Annotated in this window: 14 protein-coding genes; all 14 read right to left on the bottom strand. The window is 69.0% G+C overall.

What is annotated here, in order from left to right; all coding sequences use genetic code 11:
* Positions 1 to 52 precede the first annotated feature (52 nt).
* Positions 53 to 2,062, bottom strand: a complete 2,010-nt coding sequence (gene recQ, locus JYK17_RS09375; RefSeq protein ID WP_108014528.1) for a DNA helicase RecQ — start codon at positions 2,060 to 2,062, stop codon at positions 53 to 55.
* 168 nt (positions 2,063 to 2,230) lie between these two features.
* Entirely contained in the window at positions 2,231 to 3,889 is a 1,659-nt protein-coding gene (nuoN, locus tag JYK17_RS09370; protein WP_108014527.1) for an NADH-quinone oxidoreductase subunit NuoN, read from the bottom strand.
* Positions 3,886 to 5,457, bottom strand: a complete 1,572-nt coding sequence (locus tag JYK17_RS09365; protein WP_108014526.1) for an NADH-quinone oxidoreductase subunit M — start codon at positions 5,455 to 5,457, stop codon at positions 3,886 to 3,888. The genes nuoN and JYK17_RS09365 overlap by 4 nt, the downstream gene beginning before the upstream one ends.
* 6 nt (positions 5,458 to 5,463) lie before the next feature.
* Positions 5,464 to 7,410 carry an NADH-quinone oxidoreductase subunit L gene (nuoL, locus tag JYK17_RS09360; protein ID WP_108014525.1) on the bottom strand — a complete coding sequence of 649 codons (1,947 nt, stop codon included), beginning with the start codon at positions 7,408 to 7,410 and terminating at the stop codon, positions 5,464 to 5,466.
* Positions 7,411 to 7,424: 14 nt separating this feature from the next.
* Positions 7,425 to 7,724: an NADH-quinone oxidoreductase subunit NuoK gene (nuoK, locus tag JYK17_RS09355; RefSeq protein WP_046585936.1), complete on the bottom strand. Its 300-nt coding sequence runs from the start codon at positions 7,722 to 7,724 to the stop codon at positions 7,425 to 7,427.
* The gene (locus JYK17_RS09350; RefSeq protein WP_108014524.1) at positions 7,721 to 8,560 is read right to left on the bottom strand and encodes an NADH-quinone oxidoreductase subunit J; all 840 of its coding nucleotides are present in this window, start codon (positions 8,558 to 8,560) and stop codon (positions 7,721 to 7,723) included. The genes nuoK and JYK17_RS09350 overlap by 4 nt, the downstream gene beginning before the upstream one ends.
* Entirely contained in the window at positions 8,557 to 9,207 is a 651-nt protein-coding gene (gene nuoI / locus JYK17_RS09345) for an NADH-quinone oxidoreductase subunit NuoI (RefSeq protein ID WP_222810167.1), read from the bottom strand. Before nuoI ends, JYK17_RS09350 begins: the two co-directional genes overlap by 4 nt.
* Positions 9,200 to 10,564: an NADH-quinone oxidoreductase subunit NuoH gene (gene nuoH / locus JYK17_RS09340; protein WP_108014522.1), complete on the bottom strand. Its 1,365-nt coding sequence runs from the start codon at positions 10,562 to 10,564 to the stop codon at positions 9,200 to 9,202. Before nuoH ends, nuoI begins: the two co-directional genes overlap by 8 nt.
* The gene (locus JYK17_RS09335; protein WP_128802674.1) at positions 10,561 to 13,065 is read right to left on the bottom strand and encodes an NADH-quinone oxidoreductase subunit G; all 2,505 of its coding nucleotides are present in this window, start codon (positions 13,063 to 13,065) and stop codon (positions 10,561 to 10,563) included. The genes nuoH and JYK17_RS09335 overlap by 4 nt, the downstream gene beginning before the upstream one ends.
* Positions 13,062 to 14,411 (bottom strand): NADH-quinone oxidoreductase subunit NuoF, encoded by a 1,350-nt coding sequence (gene nuoF, locus JYK17_RS09330; RefSeq protein ID WP_108014520.1) that lies wholly within the window; start codon positions 14,409 to 14,411, stop codon positions 13,062 to 13,064. Before nuoF ends, JYK17_RS09335 begins: the two co-directional genes overlap by 4 nt.
* Positions 14,411 to 15,283, bottom strand: coding sequence for an NADH-quinone oxidoreductase subunit NuoE (gene nuoE, locus JYK17_RS09325; RefSeq protein WP_108014519.1), 873 nt, complete (start codon positions 15,281 to 15,283; stop codon positions 14,411 to 14,413). The genes nuoF and nuoE overlap by 1 nt, the downstream gene beginning before the upstream one ends.
* Positions 15,280 to 16,617, bottom strand: a complete 1,338-nt coding sequence (locus JYK17_RS09320; RefSeq protein WP_108014518.1) for an NADH-quinone oxidoreductase subunit D — start codon at positions 16,615 to 16,617, stop codon at positions 15,280 to 15,282. The genes nuoE and JYK17_RS09320 overlap by 4 nt, the downstream gene beginning before the upstream one ends.
* Positions 16,614 to 17,369, bottom strand: a complete 756-nt coding sequence (locus JYK17_RS09315) for an NADH-quinone oxidoreductase subunit C (protein WP_222810166.1) — start codon at positions 17,367 to 17,369, stop codon at positions 16,614 to 16,616. Before JYK17_RS09315 ends, JYK17_RS09320 begins: the two co-directional genes overlap by 4 nt.
* On the bottom strand, positions 17,366 to 17,920 hold the full coding sequence (locus tag JYK17_RS09310; RefSeq protein ID WP_006133126.1) for a NuoB/complex I 20 kDa subunit family protein: 555 nt from the start codon (positions 17,918 to 17,920) through the stop codon (positions 17,366 to 17,368). Before JYK17_RS09310 ends, JYK17_RS09315 begins: the two co-directional genes overlap by 4 nt.
* Positions 17,921 to 17,931: the final 11 nt, after the last annotated feature.

Here is a 17,931-nt window from a genome sequence, read left to right as displayed (position 1 = left end):
TGCGGGCCAGGCCTTGTGACGCGGTCCGCTGCGAGCGGGACCGGGCCCGCCCCTATATCCAGTCCTCCGGCTCCGGCTCCCCGTCCATCTCGGGCCAGTGGTCGTCGCCGCCCGCCGCCGCATCCGCAGCGGGCTCAGCCGCTGTGACCGCCTCCGGGGCCGCCCCGGAAACCGTTTCATTCGGCCCGCCCAGCTCAGCCAGCACCGCCAGCACCCCCTCCCCGTACGTCGCCAGCTTCTTCTCCCCCACCCCGGCGATCCCCCCGAGTTCGCGCACCGACCTCGGCCAGATGGTGGCGATTTCGCGGAGTGTGGCGTCGTGGAAGATGACGTAGGCCGGGACGCCCTGTTCGCGGGCCTGTTCCGCGCGCCAGGCGCGCAGGGCCTCGAAGGCGGGCTGCAGCGACTCGGGCAGCTCGGCCACGGCGGCCTTGGCCTTGCGGTCTCCCTTGCCCGAGGAGGACGAGCGCGAGGTCGCCGGTTTCTTCGGTTCCTTGCGCAGCGGCACCTCCCGCTCGCGCCGCAGCACCGATCCGCTCGCCTCGGTCAGCACCAGCGTGCCGTACTCCCCCTCGACCGCGAGCAGCCCCTGGGCCAGCAACTGCCGTACGGTGCCCCGCCATTCGCCCTCGGTGAGCTCCTCGCCGATACCGAACACGGACAGCTGGTCGTGATCGAACTGGATCACCTTGGCCGTGCGCCGCCCCAGCAGGATGTCGACGATCTGCACCGCGCCGAACTTCTGTCCCCGCTCCCGCTGCAGCCGCACCACCGTCGACAGCACCTTCTGTGCGGCGACCGTGCCGTCCCAGGTCTCCGGTGTGGTCAGGCAGGTGTCGCAGTTGCCGCAGCCGGTGGGATCGGGGTCCTGGCCGAAGTAGGCGAGAAGCTGGGCGCGGCGGCACTGGACCGTCTCGCAGAGTGCCAGCATCGAGTCCAGGTGGGCGGCGGCCCGGCGCCGGAACGCCTCGTCCCCCTCGCCGGTCTGGATCAGCTTGCGCTGCTGTATGACGTCGTTGAGGCCGTAGGCCATCCATGCCGTGGAGGGCAGTCCGTCGCGCCCCGCGCGGCCCGTCTCCTGGTAGTAGCCCTCGACCGACTTCGGCAGGTCGAGGTGGGCGACGAAGCGCACGTCCGGTTTGTCGATGCCCATGCCGAAGGCGATGGTCGCGACCACGACCAGGCCCTCCTCGCGCAGGAAGCGGGACTGGTGCGCCGCGCGAGTGCCCGCGTCCAGGCCCGCGTGGTACGGCACGGCCTCGATGCCGTTGCGGCTGAGGAACTCGGCCGTCGCCTCGACGGACTTGCGCGAGAGGCAGTACACGATGCCCGCGTCGCCCTGGTGCTCCTCGCGCAGGAAGGTCAGCAGCTGCTTCTTGGGGTCGGCCTTGGGCACGATGCGGTACTGGATGTTGGGGCGGTCGAAGCTCGCCACGAAGTGCCGGGCCGCCGGCATGTTCAGGCGCTGGGTGATCTCCTGGTGCGTCGCATGCGTGGCCGTGGCCGTGAGCGCGACCCGGGGGACGTCCGGCCAGCGCTCACCGAGCAGGGACAGGGTGAGATAGTCGGGCCGGAAGTCGTGGCCCCACTGGGAGACACAGTGCGCCTCGTCGATCGCGAAGAGCGAGATCTTGCCGCGGGAGAGCAGATCGAGCGTCGAGTCGAGCCGGAGCCGCTCCGGCGCCAGATACAGCAGATCCAGCTCACCGGCGAGGAACTCGGCCTCCACCACCCGTCGTTCGTCGAAGTCCTGCGTGGAGTTCATGAACCCGGCCCGCACGCCGAGCGCCCGCAGCGCGTCCACCTGGTCCTGCATCAGCGCGATGAGCGGGGAGACCACGATGCCCGTACCGGGTCTGACCAGGGCCGGGATCTGGTAGCACAGCGACTTTCCGCCGCCGGTCGGCATGAGCACCACGGCGTCGCCGCCGGCCACCACATGGTCGATGACCGCTTCCTGCTCGCCGCGGAAGGTCTCGTAGCCGAAGACCCGGTGCAGCGTGGCCAACGCCTCGCTGTCTGTCGCCCCTGGCATCTCGCTGATACCGCCCGTCCCACCCATCGTCGTGCCCCCCGTACGTCGTCCCTCGACCACTGCCTCCACGATAGGGGTCCGCACCGACAGCCCCGGAGTTATCCACAGGCCCCGGCGCAGCAGTGGGCCCCGGTCTCCGTCGAGAACCGGGGCCCCTCCACAGGCACCGCAGGTCGGCGGCGCAGACACCGCAGGTCAGCGCACGAACACTCCCGCCTGGTTCGCCAGGTCGAGGAAGTACTGCGGCGCCACACCGAGCACCAGCGTGACCACCACACCCAGGCCGATCGCCGTCATCGTCAGCGGCGACGGCACGGCGACCGTCGGGCCTTCGGGCCGCGGCTCGCTGAAGAACATCAGCACGATCACGCGGATGTAGAAGAAGGCCGCGACCGCGGATGAGATCACACCGATCACGACCAGCGGGGCCGCCCCGCCCTCCGCCGCCGCCTTGAACACGGCGAACTTCCCCGCGAAGCCGGAGGTCAGCGGGATACCGGCGAAGGCCAGCAGGAACACCGCGAACACGGCCGCCACCAGCGGTGAACGGCGGCCGAGCCCGGCCCACTTGGACAGGTGCGTCGCCTCGCCGCCCGCGTCGCGCACCAGCGTGACCACGGCGAAGGCGCCGAGCGTCACGAAGGAGTACGCGGCCAGGTAGAAGAGGACGGAGGACACGCCGTCCTTCGAGGTCGCGATGACACCCGCGAGGATGAATCCCGCGTGCGCGATCGACGAGTACGCCAGCAGCCGCTTGATGTCGGTCTGGGTGATCGCGACGATCGCACCGCCCAGCATGGTGATGATCGCGACGGCCCACATGACCGGCCGCCAGTCCCAGCGCAGTCCGGGCAGGACGACGTACAGCAGGCGCAGCAGCGCGCCGAACGCCGCCACCTTCGTCGCCGACGCCATGAACCCGGTCACCGGGGTCGGCGCGCCCTGGTAGACGTCCGGCGTCCACATGTGGAACGGGACGGCGCCCACCTTGAACAGCAGCCCCATCACGATCATGGCGCCGCCGACGAGCAGCAGCGCGTCGTTGCCCATGGTGTCGGCGAGCGCCGGGTCGACGTTCGTGACGGTCCCGTCGACGACCTGCGCGATGCGCGCGTACGACACCGAGCCCGCGTAGCCATACAGCAGCGCGATGCCGAACAGCGTGAACGCCGAGGCGAACGCGCCGAGCAGGAAGTACTTGACCGCCGCCTCCTGCGACATGAGCCGCTTGCGGCGGGCCAGTGCGCAGAGCAGGTAGAGCGGGAGGGAGAAGACCTCCAGGGCCACGAACAGCGTCAGCAGGTCGTTCGCCGAGGGGAACACCAGCATGCCGGAGATCGCGAAGAGCAGCAGCGGGAAGACCTCGGTGGTGGTGAACCCGGCCTTGACCGCGGCCTTCTCGCTGTCGCTGCCGGGCACGGACGCGGCCTGCGCGGCGAACGAGTCGACGCGGTTGCCGTGCGCCTCCGGGTCGAGGCGCCGCTCGGCGAAGGTGAACAGGCCGACCAGGCCGGCGAGCAGGATCGTGCCCTGCAGGAACAGGGACGGCCCATCGACCGCGATCGCGCCCATCGCCGCGATGTGCGCCTTGGTGGTGCCGTATCCGTCGGCCGCGAGCGCGACGACCGCCGCGAAGGCCGCGCACAGGGCGACGGCGGACATGAACACCTGGGCGACGTAGCGGGACTTGCGCGGCACGAATGCCTCGATCAGCACCCCGATGATCGCCGCGCCCACGACGATCAAGGTGGGCGACAGTTGCCCGTATTCGATCTTCGGCGCGTCGATCTTCGTGATCGGATCGGCCGCGGTTGCCGCCGTTGTCCACAGGCTGTGGACGGCTGATGCGCTCACTTGGCCGCCTCCACCGGGGGCTTGGGGTCCTTCTTGTGTACGTCGGACAGGGTCGACTTCACCGCCGGGTTGACGATGTCCGTCACCGGCTTCGGATACACGCCCAGGAAGACCAGCAGCACGATCAGCGGCGCGACGACCACCAGTTCACGCACTCTGAGGTCCGGCATCGCGGAGACCTCCTTCTTCACCGGGCCCGTCATCGTCCGCTGGTACAGGACGAGGGTGTAGAGCGCGGCGAGCACGATGCCGAAGGTGGCGATGATGCCGACCGCCGGATAGCGCGTGAACGTGCCGACCAGGACCAGGAACTCACTCACGAAGGGTGCGAGTCCCGGCAGAGACAGGGTCGCCAGGCCACCGATCAGGAACGTGCCGGCGAGCACCGGGGCGACCTTCTGGACACCGCCGTAGTCGCCGATGAGCCGGGAGCCGCGCCGGGAGATCAGGAAGCCCGCCACCAGCATCAACGCGGCCGTGGAAATGCCGTGGTTGACCATGTAGAGCGTGGCGCCGGACTGACCCTGGCTGGTCATCGCGAAGATGCCCAGGATGATGAAGCCGAAGTGCGAGATCGAGGCGTACGCCACCAGCCGCTTGATGTCCCGCTGACCGACCGCGAGCAGCGCGCCGTAGACGATGCTGATCAGGGCGAGAACCAGGATGACGGGCGTGGCCCACTTCGACGCCTCCGGGAAGAGCTGGAGGCAGAAGCGGAGCATCGCGAAGGTGCCCACCTTGTCGACGACCGCAGTGATGAGGACGGCGACGGGGGCGGTGGACTCCTGCATGGCGTTGGGCAACCAGGTGTGCAGCGGCCACAGCGGCGCCTTCACCGCGAAGGCGAAGAAGAAGCCGAGGAACAGCCAGCGTTCGGTGCTGGTCGCCATGTGCAGCGAGCCGTTCGCCCGGGCCTGTGCGATCTCCTGGAGGCTGAAGTTCCCGGCGACCACATAGAGCCCGATCACCGCGGCCAGCATGATCAGGCCGCCGATCAGGTTGTAGAGGAGGAACTTCACCGCGGCGTACGAACGCTGCGTCGACGCCGCCTCCTCGCCGTGCTCGTGGGCACGGTCCCCGAAGCCGCCGATGAGGAAGTACATCGGGATGAGCATGGCTTCGAAGAAGATGTAGAAGAGGAAGACGTCGGTGGCCTCGAAGGAGATGATCACCATCGCCTCGACGGCCAGGATCAGGGCGAAGAAGCCCTGCGTCGGCCGCCACCGCCTGCTTCCGGTCTCCAGCGGGTCGGCGTCGTGCCAGCCCGCGAGGATGATGAACGGCATCAGCAGCGCGGTCAGCGCGATCAGCGCCACCGCGATGCCGTCCACGCCCAGTTCGTAGCGCACCCCGAAGTACGCGATCCAGGAGTGGGACTCGGTGAGCTGGTACCGGCTGCCGTCGGGGTCGAAGCGGACCAGGATCGTGATCGCGAGGGCGAGCGTGGCCAGTGAGACGAGCAGCGCCAGCCATTTGGCAGCGGTGCGCCGCGCGGCCGGCACGGCGGCCGTGGCGATCGCCCCGATCGCCGGGAGCACCGCCGTCGCTGTCAGCAGAGGAAAGGACATCGGATATCAGACCGCCCTCATCAGCAGGGTCGCGGCGACGAGGACCGCCGCACCGCCGAACATCGAGACCGCGTACGACCGCGCGAAGCCGTTCTGCAGCCTGCGCATCCGCCCGGACAGGCCGCCGACCGAAGCCGCCGTGCCGTTGACCACTCCGTCGACCAGGGTGTGGTCGACGTACACCAGGGAGCGCGTGAGGTGCTCGCCGCCGCGGACCAGGACGACGTGGTTGAAGTCGTCCTGCAGCAGATCGCGCCGGGCGGCCCGGGTGAGCAACGAGCCGCGCGGGGCGACGGACGGGACCGTGCGGCGGCCGTACATGGCGTAGGCGATGCCGACGCCGATGATCAGGCAGACCATCGTCGCTCCGGTGACCGTCGCCGCACTGACCGGCGAGTCGCCCTCGCTGTGACCGGTGACCGGTTCGAGCCAGTGCAGGAAGCGGTCACCGATGCTGAAGAACGCACCGCCGAAGACCGATCCGACGGCCAGCACGATCATCGGGATCGTCATGACCTTGGGCGACTCGTGCGGGTGCGGCTCCGCGTGCTCGCCGTGGTGCTCGGCGGCGGGCTCCGCGCTCGGTGACTGCGGGGAGCGGGTGGGCTGGTTCTTCCAGCGCTCCTCGCCGAAGAACGTCATCAGCATCACGCGCGTCATGTAGAAGGCGGTGATGGCGGCGCCCAGCAGGGCGCAGGCGCCGAGGATCCAGCCCTCCGTGCCGCCCTTCGCGAAGGCCGCCTCGATGATCTTGTCCTTGGAGAAGAAGCCGGACAGTCCCGGGAAGCCGATGATGGCGAGGTAGCCGAGGCCGAACGTGATGAACGTGACCGGCATGTACTTCCTGAGGCCGCCGTACTTCCTCATGTCCACCTCGTCGTTCATGCCGTGCATGACCGATCCGGCGCCGAGGAACAGGCCGGCCTTGAAGAAGCCGTGCGTCACCAGGTGCATGATCGCGAAGACGTAGCCGATGGGGCCGAGGCCCGCGGCCAGCACCATGTAGCCGATCTGCGACATGGTCGAGCCGGCCAGTGCCTTCTTGATGTCGTCCTTCGCGCAACCGACGATCGCACCGAACAGGAGCGTGACGGCGCCGACCACCGTGACCACGAGCTGTGCGTTGGGCGCGGCGTTGAAGATCGCGCCGGAGCGGACGATCAGGTAGACGCCCGCGGTCACCATCGTCGCGGCGTGGATGAGGGCCGAGACCGGGGTCGGGCCCTCCATCGCGTCCCCGAGCCAGGACTGCAGCGGCACCTGGGCGGACTTGCCGCAGGCCGCCAGCAGGAGCATCAGGGCGATGGCGGTGAGCTTGCCCTCGGAGGTGTCACCGACGTGACCGAAGACCGGCCCGAAGGCGAAGGTCCCGAACGTCGCGAACATCAGCATGATCGCGATGGACAGGCCCATGTCGCCGACGCGGTTGACCAGGAAGGCCTTCTTCGCCGCCGTCGCCGCGCTGGGCTTGTGCTGCCAGAAGCCGATCAGCAGGTAGGACGCGAGACCCACGCCCTCCCAGCCGACATACAGCAGCAGGTAGTTGTCGGCGATGACGAGCAGGAGCATCGCCGCGAGGAACAGGTTCAGATAGCCGAAGAAGCGGCGGCGGCGCTCGTCGTGCTCCATGTACCCGACCGAGTACAGGTGGATCAGCGAGCCGACGCCGGTGATCAGCAGTACGAACGTCATCGACAGCTGGTCGAGGCGGAACGTCACGTCCGCCTGGAAGCCCTGGACCGGGACCCAGCTGAACAGATGCTGCATCAACGTCCGGTGTTCGGCGTCCTTGCCCAGCAGATCCGCGAAGAGGATCACGCCGAAGGCGAAGGAGACGAACGCGAGGACCGTGCCGATCCAGTGGCCGACGGCGTCAAGGCGCCGGCCGCCGCACAGCAGTACGGCCGCTCCGAGCAGTGGCGCCGCCACCAGCAGCGCAATCAGGTTCTCCACGATTCAGCGACCCCTCAGAGCTTCATCAGGCTGGCGTCGTCGACCGAGGCCGAGTGGCGGGAACGGAACAGGGACACGATGATCGCGAGCCCGACCACGACCTCCGCGGCGGCGACGACCATCGTGAAGAACGCGATGACCTGGCCGTCGAGATTGCCGTGCATCCGGGAGAAGGTGACGAACGCGAGGTTGCAGGCGTTCAGCATCAGCTCGATGCACATGAACACCACGATGGCGTTGCGCCGGATCAGCACACCGGTGGCGCCGATCGTGAACAGCAGGGCCGCCAGATACAGGTAATTGACCGGGTTCACTGCGACGCCTCCTCCCGCTTGAAGGTGGCCGGTTCGATCTCGGTGCGCTCCAGGCGCTCCTCGGAGCGCTGTTCCAGCGCGCGCAGGTCGTTGAGCGCCTCGGTCGACACATCACGGATCTGGCCGCGCTCGCGCAGCGTCTTGCTGACCGTGAGGTCGGACGGGGTGCCGTCGGGCAGCAGGCCCGCGATGTCCACCGCGTTGTGCCGCGCGTACACGCCGGGCGCCGGCAGCGGCGGTACGTGCTTGCCCTGGCGGACGCGCTCCTCGGACAGCTCCCGCTGCGTCTTGGCCCTCTCGGTGCGCTCGCGGTGGGTGAGCACCATGGCGCCGACGGCGGCCGTGATCAGCAGGGCACCGGTGATTTCGAAGGCGAACACGTACTTGGTGAAGATGAGAGCGGCGAGGCCCTGCACATTGCCGTTCCCGTTCGCCTGGGTGAGGCCGTTGAAGTCGTGCAGCGAGGCGTTGCCGATCCCGCCGAGCAGTAGGACGCCGAAGCCGAGCCCGCACAGAAGGGCCAGCCAGCGCTGGCCCTTGATGGTCTCCTTCAGGGAGTCCGCCGCGGTCACGCCGACGAGCATCACCACGAACAGGAACAGCATCATGATCGCGCCCGTGTAGACGACGACCTGCACGATCCCGAGGAAGTAGGCGCCGTTGGCGAGGTAGAACACCGCCAGGACGATCATGGTGCCGGCGAGCGAGAGGGCGCTGTGCACGGACTTCTTCATGAAGACCGTGGCCAGGGCGCCGATCACGGCGACGGTGCCGAGGACCCAGAACTGGAAGGCCTCTCCGGTGGAGGTGGAGTAGGCGGCGAGCTGCGCGGTCATCGGCCGATCACCTTCTCCGACGCCGGCTCGCTCGCACCGAAGGTGGAGTCGGCCTCCTGGACGACCTCGCCCTTGGAGTGGGCCACCTGGGGCTCCGTACCGGGCGCCGCCTCGGTGACCAGTCCCCGGTAGTAGTCCTGCTCGTCCATCCCCGGGTAGATGGCGTGCGGGCTGTCGACCATGCCCTCTTCGAGGCCGGCGAGCAGCTGCTCCTTGGTGTAGATGAGGTTGGCGCGGCTGGAGTCCGCGAGCTCGAACTCGTTGGTCATCGTCAGCGCGCGCGTGGGGCACGCCTCGATGCACAGGCCGCACAGGATGCAGCGGGCGTAGTTGATCTGGTAGACGCGGCCGTAGCGCTCGCCCGGTGAGTAGCGCTCCTCGTCCGTGTTGTCCGCGCCCTCCACGTAGATGGCGTCGGCGGGGCAGGCCCAGGCGCACAGCTCGCAGCCCACGCACTTCTCCAGGCCGTCCGGATGGCGGTTGAGCTGGTGCCGTCCGTGGAACCGGGGGGCGGTGGTCTTGTGCTGCTCCGGGTACTGCTCGGTCAGCCGCTTCTTGAACATGGCCTTGAAGGTCACGCCGAAGCCGGCCACGGGGTTCATGAAACCGGGCTTCAACTGCTCGGTCTCCTTGGGCTCCTCAGCCATCGGACGCCTCCTTTCCATCCGAAGATCCGTCACTGGCAGTATCCGACCCACCACTGACAATCAGCTCCCGCTCGCGGCGCGGACTGCGCCTCGGCACCGGCGGGAGCTCCTGTCCGGGGAGCGGGGGCACGGGGAACCCGCCGGCCATCGGGTCGAAGCCGACCGGTGCGGCGGCCTGTGCCTCGGCCGTCCTGCCCTTCTCGCGGAACATGTCGGCGACGAAGGACAGCACCAGCAGGGCGAGGACGCCGCCGCCGATGTAGAGGGCGATGTCGGCGAAGTCGTAGTTCTCGTTCCGCAGGGCCCGGACCGTCGCGACCAGCATCAGCCAGACCACGGAGACCGGGATGAGGACCTTCCAGCCGAGCTTCATCAGCTGGTCGTAGCGGACCCGCGGGAGCGTGCCGCGCAGCCAGATGAAGAAGAACAGCAGCAGCTGGACCTTGATCACGAACCAGAGCAGCGGCCACCAGCCGTGGTTGGCGCCCTCCCAGAAGGTGCTGATGGGCCAGGGGGCCCGCCAGCCGCCGAGGAAGAGCGTGGTGGACACGGCCGAGACGGTCACCATGTTGACGTACTCGGCGAGCATGAACATCGCGAACTTGATCGACGAGTACTCGGTGTTGAAGCCGCCCACCAGGTCGCCCTCGGACTCCGGCATGTCGAAGGGGGCGCGGTTGGTCTCGCCGACCATCGTGACGATGTAGAGGATGAAGGAGACCGGCAGCAGGATGATGTACCAGCGGTCGTGCTGCTGCTCGACGATCGTCGACGTCGACATCGACCCCGAGTAGAGGAACACGGAGGCGAAGGCGGCGCCCATGGCGATCTCGTACGAGATCATCTGCGCGCAGGAGCGCAGGCCGCCGAGGAGCGGGTAGGTGGATCCGGAGCTCCAGCCCGCGAGCACGATGCCGTAGATGCCGACCGAGGCGACCGCGAGGATGAACAGCATCGCGATCGGCAGGTCGGTCAGCTGCATCGTGGTGCGGTGGCCGAAGATCGAGATCTGGTTGTCCGCCGGGCCGAAGGGGATCACCGCGATCGCCATGAAGGCCGGGATCGCGGCCACGATCGGCGCGAGGACGTAGACCACCTTGTCCGCGCGTTTGACGATGACGTCTTCCTTGAGCATCAGCTTGATGCCGTCGGCGAGCGACTGGAGCATGCCCCAGGGGCCGTGCCGGTTGGGGCCGATGCGCAGCTGCATCCAGGCGACGACCTTGCGCTCCCAGACGATGGAGAACAGCACGGTCACCATCAGGAAGGCGAAGCAGAAGACGGCCTTGAGGACGACCAGCCACCAGGGGTCGCGGCCGAACATCGAGAGGTCTTCAGCCGCGAGGTACGGGCTCATGCCTCCACCTCCTTGGGGGCCTCGCCGACGAGTGTCGCCGGGCCGATGCGGACGAGTGCGCCGGGCAGCGCCCCGGTGTCGGAGGCGACGCCCCTGCCTGCGGAGTTCAGCGGGAGCCAGACCACACGGTCGGGCATCTCCGTGATCCGCAGCGGGAGTTCGACGGTCCCGGCGGGACCGGTCACGGCGAGCAGATCGCCGTCCTTGACGCCCGATTCGGCGGCCGTCGCGGCCGACACACGCGCGTGGGCGGCGTGCCTGGTTCCGGCGAGCGCCTCGTCGCCGTCCTGGAGGACGCCCTGGTCGAGCAGGAGGCGGTGTCCCGCGAGGACGGCCTCGCCGACGGCGGGCCGCGGCAACATGCCCCCGCTCTCCACAGGTTCGGTGGCCCGCGGACCGTCCCAGGGCCCGAGCCGGTCGATCTCCGCGCGCACGGTGCGCAGATCCGGCAGCCCCAGGTGTACGTCCATGGCGTCGGCCAGCATCTGCAGCACGCGCGCGTCGGTGGGCGGGAGGGGGCGGACCATGTGGTCGGGCTTGAGCGCGGCCTCGAAGAAGCGCACCCGGCCCTCCCAGTTGAGGAAGGTGCCGCCCTTCTCGGCGACGGCGGCGACCGGCAGCACGACGTCCGCGAGCTCGCTCACCTCGCCGGGCCGCAGCTCCAGGGAGACCACGAAGCCGGCCTCGTGAAGTGCTTCACGCGCGCGTGCCGGGTCCGGCAGATCGGCTACCTCGACACCCGCGACCAGCAGCGCCTGGAGTTCGCCGCTGACGGCGGCCTCCAGGATCTGGCCGGTGTCGCGGCCGTAGCGGTGCGGGAGTTCGGCCAGTCCCCAGACGGCGGCGACCTCCTCACGCGCGCGTGGGTCGGTCGCCGGGCGTCCGCCGGGAAGCAGCGACGGCAGTGCGCCGACCTCCAGGGCGCCGCGTTCTCCGGCCCGCCGCGGGATCCACGCCAGCCGGGCGCCGGTCGCGGTGGCGGCCCGTACGGCGGCGGTGAGTCCGCCGGCGACGGCGGCCAGCCGTTCGCCGACCACGATCACCGCGCCCTCGGTGCGCAACCCCTCGGCGGCCTTCGAGCCGTCCCCGTCGAGGCCGACCCCGCCGGCGAGCGCGTCCAGCCACTCGGTCTCGGTGCCGGGAGCCGCCGGAAGCAGGGTGCCGCCGGCCTTCTCCAGACCGCGCGTGGAGTGCGTGGCCAGCGAGAACACCTTCTGGCCGCGCTTGCGCCAGGCCTTGCGCAGCCTCAGGAAGACGCCGGGCGCCTCCTCCTCGGCCTCGATGCCTACCAGCAGGACGGCGGGCGCCTTCTCCAGGAGGGTGTACGTGACTCCCGTACCGTCGAGATCACGGCCGCGTCCGGCGACCCGGGCCGCCAGGAAGTCGGCCTCCTCGCTGGTGTGCACGCGCGCGCGGAAGTCGATGTCGTTCGTGTCGAGCGCCACGCGCGCGAACTTGCTGTAGGCGTAGGCGTCCTCGACGGTGAGGCGGCCGCCGGTCAGCACACCGGTCCGGCCGCGCGAGGCGAGCAGGCCCTGGGCCGCGATCTGCAGCGCCTCCGGCCAGGAGGCCGGCTCCAGCTCGCCCTCGGCGTTGCGCACCAGGGGCTGTTCGAGCCGGTCGCGCTGCTGCGCGTACCGGAAGGCGAACCGCCCCTTGTCGCAGATCCACTCCTCGTTGACCTCGGGGTCGTTGGCGGCGAGCCGCCGCATGACCTTGCCGCGGCGGTGGTCGGTGCGGGTGGCGCAGCCCCCGGAGCAGTGCTCGCACACGCTCGGCGAGGACACCAGGTCGAAGGGGCGCGAGCGGAAGCGGTACGCCGCCGAGGTCAGCGCGCCGACCGGGCAGATCTGGATGGTGTTGCCGGAGAAGTACGACTCGAAGGGGTCACCCTCACCGGTGCCGACCTGCTGCAGCGCGCCCCGCTCGACCAGTTCGATCATCGGGTCGCCCGCGACCTGGTTGGAGAAGCGGGTGCACCGGGCGCACAGCACGCACCGCTCGCGGTCGAGCAGCACCTGTGTGGAGATCGGGACGGGCTTCTCGTACGTCCGCTTCTTGCCCTCGAAGCGGGACTCGGCCTGGCCGTGCGACATGGCCTGGTTCTGCAGCGGGCACTCGCCGCCCTTGTCGCAGACCGGGCAGTCCAGCGGGTGGTTGATGAGCAGCAGCTCCATCACACCGTGCTGGGCCTTCTCGGCGACCGGCGAGGTCAGGTGCGTCTTGACGACCATGCCGTCCGTGCACGTGATGGTGCAGGAGGCCATCGGCTTGCGCTGGCCCTCGACCTCGACGATGCACTGGCGGCAGGCCCCGACCGGGTCGAGCAGGGGATGGTCGCAGAACCGGGGGATCTCGATGCCGAGTTGCTCGGCGGCCCGGATGACCAGGGTGCCCTTGGGCACGCTGATCTCGGCGCCGTCGATCGTCAGCGAGACGAGATCCTCCGGCGGGACCGCCGCCTCTCCCCCTCCCGAGGGAGCGTTGGTGGTCACGGTCATGCGTTCACCTCCGTGCGGGAGTCGGCCCAGGCCGTCGACTTGGCCGGGTCGAAGGGGCAGCCGCGGCCCGTGATGTGCTGCTCGTACTCCTCGCGGAAGTACTTCAGCGAGGAGAAGATCGGCGAGGCGGCACCGTCGCCGAGGGCGCAGAACGACTTGCCGTTGATGTTGTCGGCGATGTCGTTCAGCTTGTCGAGGTCGGACATGACGCCCTTGCCCGCCTCGATGTCACGCAGCAACTGCACGAGCCAGTACGTCCCTTCGCGGCACGGTGTGCACTTGCCGCAGGACTCGTGGGCGTAGAACTCGGTCCAGCGGGTGACGGCGCGCACGACGCAGGTCGTCTCGTCGAAGCACTGCAGGGCCTTGGTGCCGAGCATCGAGCCGGCGGCGCCGACGCCCTCGTAGTCGAGGGGTACGTCGAGGTGCTCGTCGGTGAACATCGGCGTCGAGGAGCCGCCCGGCGTCCAGAACTTCAGGCGGTGGCCCGGCCGCATGCCGCCGCTCATCTCGAGCAGCTGGCGCAGCGTGATGCCGAGCGGGGCCTCGTACTGGCCGGGGCTGGCGACATGGCCGCTGAGCGAGTAGAGCGTGAAGCCCGGGGACTTCTCGCTGCCCATCGACCGGAACCATTCCTTGCCCCGATTCAGAATTGCGGGAACCGACGCGATCGACTCGACGTTGTTCACAACAGTCGGGCACGCATAGAGGCCCGCGACCGCAGGGAAAGGGGGACGGAGCCGCGGTTGACCCCGGCGGCCTTCGAGCGAGTCGAGCAGTGCGGTCTCCTCACCGCAGATGTACGCGCCTGCGCCCGCGTGCACGGTGACCTGGAGGTTCAGGCCGCTGCCCAGGATGTTCTCGCCGAGGTAGCCGGCCTCGTAGGCCTCGCGCACGGCCTCGTGCAACCGCCGCAGAACGGGGACGACTTCACCACGCAGATAGATGAAGGCATGCGAAGACCTGATGGCATAACAGGCGATGACAATGCCCTCGATGAGGCTATGCGGGTTCGCGAAGAGGAGCGGGATGTCCTTGCACGTCCCCGGCTCCGACTCGTCGGCGTTGACAACTAGATAGTGCGGTTTTCCATCTCCCTGGGGAATGAACTGCCATTTCATTCCGGTCGGGAATCCCGCGCCGCCGCGGCCGCGCAGCCCGGAGTCCTTGACGTACGCGATCAGGTCGTCCGGGGACATCGCGAGCGCCTTGCGGAGCCCCTCGTACCCCTCGTGCCTTTTGTAGACGTCCAGCGTCCAGGCCTTGTCCTCGTCCCAGAAGGCGGACAGCACGGGTGCGAGCAGCTTCTCGGGGCTGGTGTCTTTGAGTTCGGGTGCCAAGGTCATCACTCCCCCTCCTCGGCGGTGGGCCCGGCCGGGTGGGCCGGGTCGGAGGCCGACGTCTCCTGCGGCGCGTCATGTGCGCTCAGGCGCTCGGTCGGCGACGGGTCGTGCACGGCGGCCCTGTCCTGCTCGTCGTGCGGCCCGCCGTCCCGCGGATGGACCACGCGCGCGGGTGCGGTCTCTCCCCTGGCCAGGCGGAGGCCCACCAGCGACGCCGGTCCCGCACTGCCGCTCGCCTCGACGGCCCCTGGCCGCTCGTCGGGGAAGCCGGCCAGGATCCGCGCGGTCTCCTTGAAGGTGCACAGACGCGCACCGCGCGTGGGCTCGACCTCGCGTCCCGCGCGCAGGTCGTCGACGAGGCGCTTGGCGCTGTCCGGGGTCTGGTCGTCGAAGAACTCCCAGTTGACCATGACCACCGGCGCGTAGTCGCAGGCCGCGTTGCACTCGATGTGCTCCAGGGTGACCTTGCCGTCGGCGGTGGTCTCGCCGTTGCCGACGCCGAGGTGCTCCTGGAGCTCCTCGAAGATCGCGTCACCGCCCATCACCGCGCACAGCGTGTTGGTGCACACGCCGACCTGGTAGTCGCCGGACGGCTTGCGCCGGTACATGGAGTAGAAGGTCGCGACGGCCGTGACCTCCGCCGTGGTCAGCTTGAGCATGTCCGCGCAGAACTGCATCCCGGTGCGCGTGACATGGCCCTCCTCCGACTGCACGAGGTGCAGCAGCGGCAGGAGCGCGGACCGGGAGTCGGGGTAGCGGTCGATCACCTGGCGCGCGTCGGCCTCGAGCCGGGCTCGGACGTCGTCCGGGTAGGCGGGCGCGGGCAGTTGGGGCATGCCCAGGCTGACGCCCTGCTCCGAGGAACTGGTGGTCACCGGTCGACGCCTCCCATCACGGGGTCGATGGACGCGACGGCGACGATGACGTCGGCGACCTGGCCGCCCTCGCACATCGCCGCCATGGCCTGCAGGTTGGTGAAGGACGGGTCGCGGAAGTGGACCCGGAAGGGGCGGGTGCCGCCGTCGGAGACGGCATGCACCCCGAGTTCGCCCTTGGGCGACTCGACGGCCACGTACGCCTGTCCCGGCGGAACGCGGAAGCCCTCGGTGACCAGCTTGAAGTGGTGGATCAGGGCCTCCATGGACGTGCCCATGATCTTCTTGATGTGGTCGAGGGAGTTGCCGAGCCCGTCCGGTCCCAGGGCGAGCTGGGCTGGCCAGGCGATCTTCTTGTCGGCGACCATGACAGGCCCTGGCTGCAGCCGGTCCAGGCACTGCTCGATGATCCCCAGCGACTGGCGCATCTCCTCCAGGCGGATCAGGAAGCGCCCGTAGGAGTCGCAGGAGTCGGCGGTCGGGATCTCGAAGTCGTACGTCTCGTATCCGCAGTACGGCTGTGCCTTGCGCAGGTCGTGCGGCAGGCCGGTGGAGCGCAGGATCGGGCCGGTGGCGCCGAGGGCCATGCAGCCGGCCAGGTCGAGATAGCCGACGTCCTGCATACGGGCCTTGAAGATGGGGTTCCCGGTGGCGAGCTTGTCGTACTCCGGGAGGTTCTTCTTCATCTTCTTCACGAACTCGCGGATGTGGTCCACCGCGCCGGGCGGCAGGTCCTGGGCGAGTCCGCCGGGCCGGATGTACGCGTGGTTCATGCGCAGGCCCGTGATGAGCTCGTAGATGTCGAGAATCATTTCACGATCACGGAATCCGTAGATCATGATCGTGGTGGCGCCGAGCTCCATGCCGCCGGTGGCGATGCACACCAGGTGGGAGGAGAGGCGGTTCAGCTCCATCAGGAGCACCCGGATGATCTCGGCGCGCTCGGTGATCTGGTCCTCGATGCCGAGGAGCTTCTCGACGGCGAGACAGTAGGCGGTCTCGTTGAAGAAGGACGTCAGGTAGTCCATGCGCGTCACGAACGTGGTGCCCTGCGTCCACGTGCGGAACTCGAGGTTCTTCTCGATCCCCGTGTGGAGATAGCCGATGCCGCAGCGGGCCTCGGTGACCGTCTCGCCCTCGATCTCCAGGATCAGGCGGAGCACCCCGTGGGTGGAGGGGTGCTGGGGACCCATGTTGACGACGATGCGCTCGTCGTCGGCACGGGCCGCGGACTGGACGACCTCGTCCCAGTCGCCACCGGTGACCGTGTATACGGTGCCCTCGGTGGTCTCGCGCGCCGATGCGGACGCGGCTGCTGACTGCGTGTTGCTCACGAGTACGACCTCCGCTGGTCCGGAGCCGGGATCTGGGCGCCCTTGTACTCGACGGGGATGCCGCCGAGGGGGTAGTCCTTGCGCTGCGGGTGGCCCTGCCAGTCGTCCGGCATCATGATCCGGGTCAGGGCCGGGTGACCGTCGAAGACGATGCCGAAGAAGTCGTAGGTCTCGCGCTCATGCCAGTCGTTGGTGGGATACACCGAGACCAGCGACGGGATCTTCGGGTCGCTGTCGGGCGCGCTGACCTCGAGGCGGATCAGCCGGTTGTGGGTGATCGAGCGCAGGTGGTAGATGGCGTGCAGCTCGCGGCCCTTGTCGTGCAGGTAGTGGACGCCGCTGACGCCGGTGCACAGTTCGAAGCGCAGGGCCGGGTCGTCGCGGAGGGTCTGGGCGACCCGGAGCAGATGCTCGCGCTCGATGTGGAAGGTGAGCTCTCCGCGGTCGACGACCGTCTTCTCGATCGCGTTGTCGGGCAGGAGTCCCTGTTCCTCCAGCGCGCCTTCCAGTTCGTCGGCGACCTCGTCGAACCAGCCGCCGTAGGGGCGGGCCGCCGGTCCCGGGAGGCGGACCGAGCGGACCAGGCCGCCGTAGCCGGAGGTGTCGCCGCCGTTGTTGGCGCCGAACATGCCGCGCTGGACGCGGATCTCCTCACCGCCCTCGCCGCGCTGGCCGGGGAGGTTGGAGGCGCCGAGGTCCTTCTCGGGGTTGACCCCGTTCGACGCCCCGCCGGTGCCGTTCGCGTCGCTCACCGCAGCAGCCCCTTCATCTCGATCGTGGGCAGGGCCTTGAGCGCCGCTTCCTCCGCCTCGCGGGCCGCCTCCTCGGCGTTCACGCCGAGCTTGGAGGACTGGATCTTCTGGTGCAGCTTGAGGATGGCGTCCATCAGCATCTCGGGCCGCGGCGGGCAGCCGGGCAGATAGATGTCGACGGGGACGACGTGGTCGACGCCCTGGACGATCGCGTAGTTGTTGAACATGCCGCCCGAGGAGGCGCAGACCCCCATGGAGATCACCCACTTGGGATTCGGCATCTGGTCGTAGACCTGGCGCAGCACCGGTGCCATCTTCTGGCTCACCCGGCCGGCCACGATCATCAGGTCCGCCTGGCGGGGCGAACCGCGGAAGACCTCCATGCCGAAGCGCGCCAGGTCGTAGCGGCCGGCGCCGGTGGTCATCATCTCGATGGCACAGCAGGCGAGGCCGAACGTGGCCGGGAAGACGGACGATTTGCGCACCCAGCCCGCGGCCTGCTCGACGGTGGTCAGCAGAAATCCGCTCGGCAGCTTTTCTTCGAGTCCCATGGTCTAAAGGC

It is taken from the genome of Streptomyces plumbidurans (genome assembly GCF_019857225.1).
Taxonomy (GTDB): domain Bacteria; phylum Actinomycetota; class Actinomycetes; order Streptomycetales; family Streptomycetaceae; genus Streptomyces; species Streptomyces plumbidurans.
This window is presented reverse-complemented; position numbering and strand designations above follow the sequence as displayed.

Excerpts from the sequence above, each read along its gene's own strand:
- recQ (WP_108014528.1), bottom strand. The coding sequence starts at position 2,062 with ATGGGTGGGACGGGCGGTATCAGCGAGATGCCAGGGGCGACAGACAGC.
- JYK17_RS09365 (WP_108014526.1), bottom strand. The coding sequence starts at position 5,457 with ATGTCCTTTCCTCTGCTGACAGCGACGGCGGTGCTCCCGGCGATCGGG.
- JYK17_RS09350 (WP_108014524.1), bottom strand. The coding sequence starts at position 8,560 with ATGACCGCGCAGCTCGCCGCCTACTCCACCTCCACCGGAGAGGCCTTC.
- nuoI (WP_222810167.1), bottom strand. The coding sequence starts at position 9,207 with ATGGCTGAGGAGCCCAAGGAGACCGAGCAGTTGAAGCCCGGTTTCATG.
- nuoH (WP_108014522.1), bottom strand. The coding sequence starts at position 10,564 with ATGAGCCCGTACCTCGCGGCTGAAGACCTCTCGATGTTCGGCCGCGAC.
- JYK17_RS09335 (WP_128802674.1), bottom strand. The coding sequence starts at position 13,065 with ATGACCGTGACCACCAACGCTCCCTCGGGAGGGGGAGAGGCGGCGGTC.
- nuoF (WP_108014520.1), bottom strand. The coding sequence starts at position 14,411 with ATGACCTTGGCACCCGAACTCAAAGACACCAGCCCCGAGAAGCTGCTC.
- JYK17_RS09310 (WP_006133126.1), bottom strand. The coding sequence starts at position 17,920 with ATGGGACTCGAAGAAAAGCTGCCGAGCGGATTTCTGCTGACCACCGTC.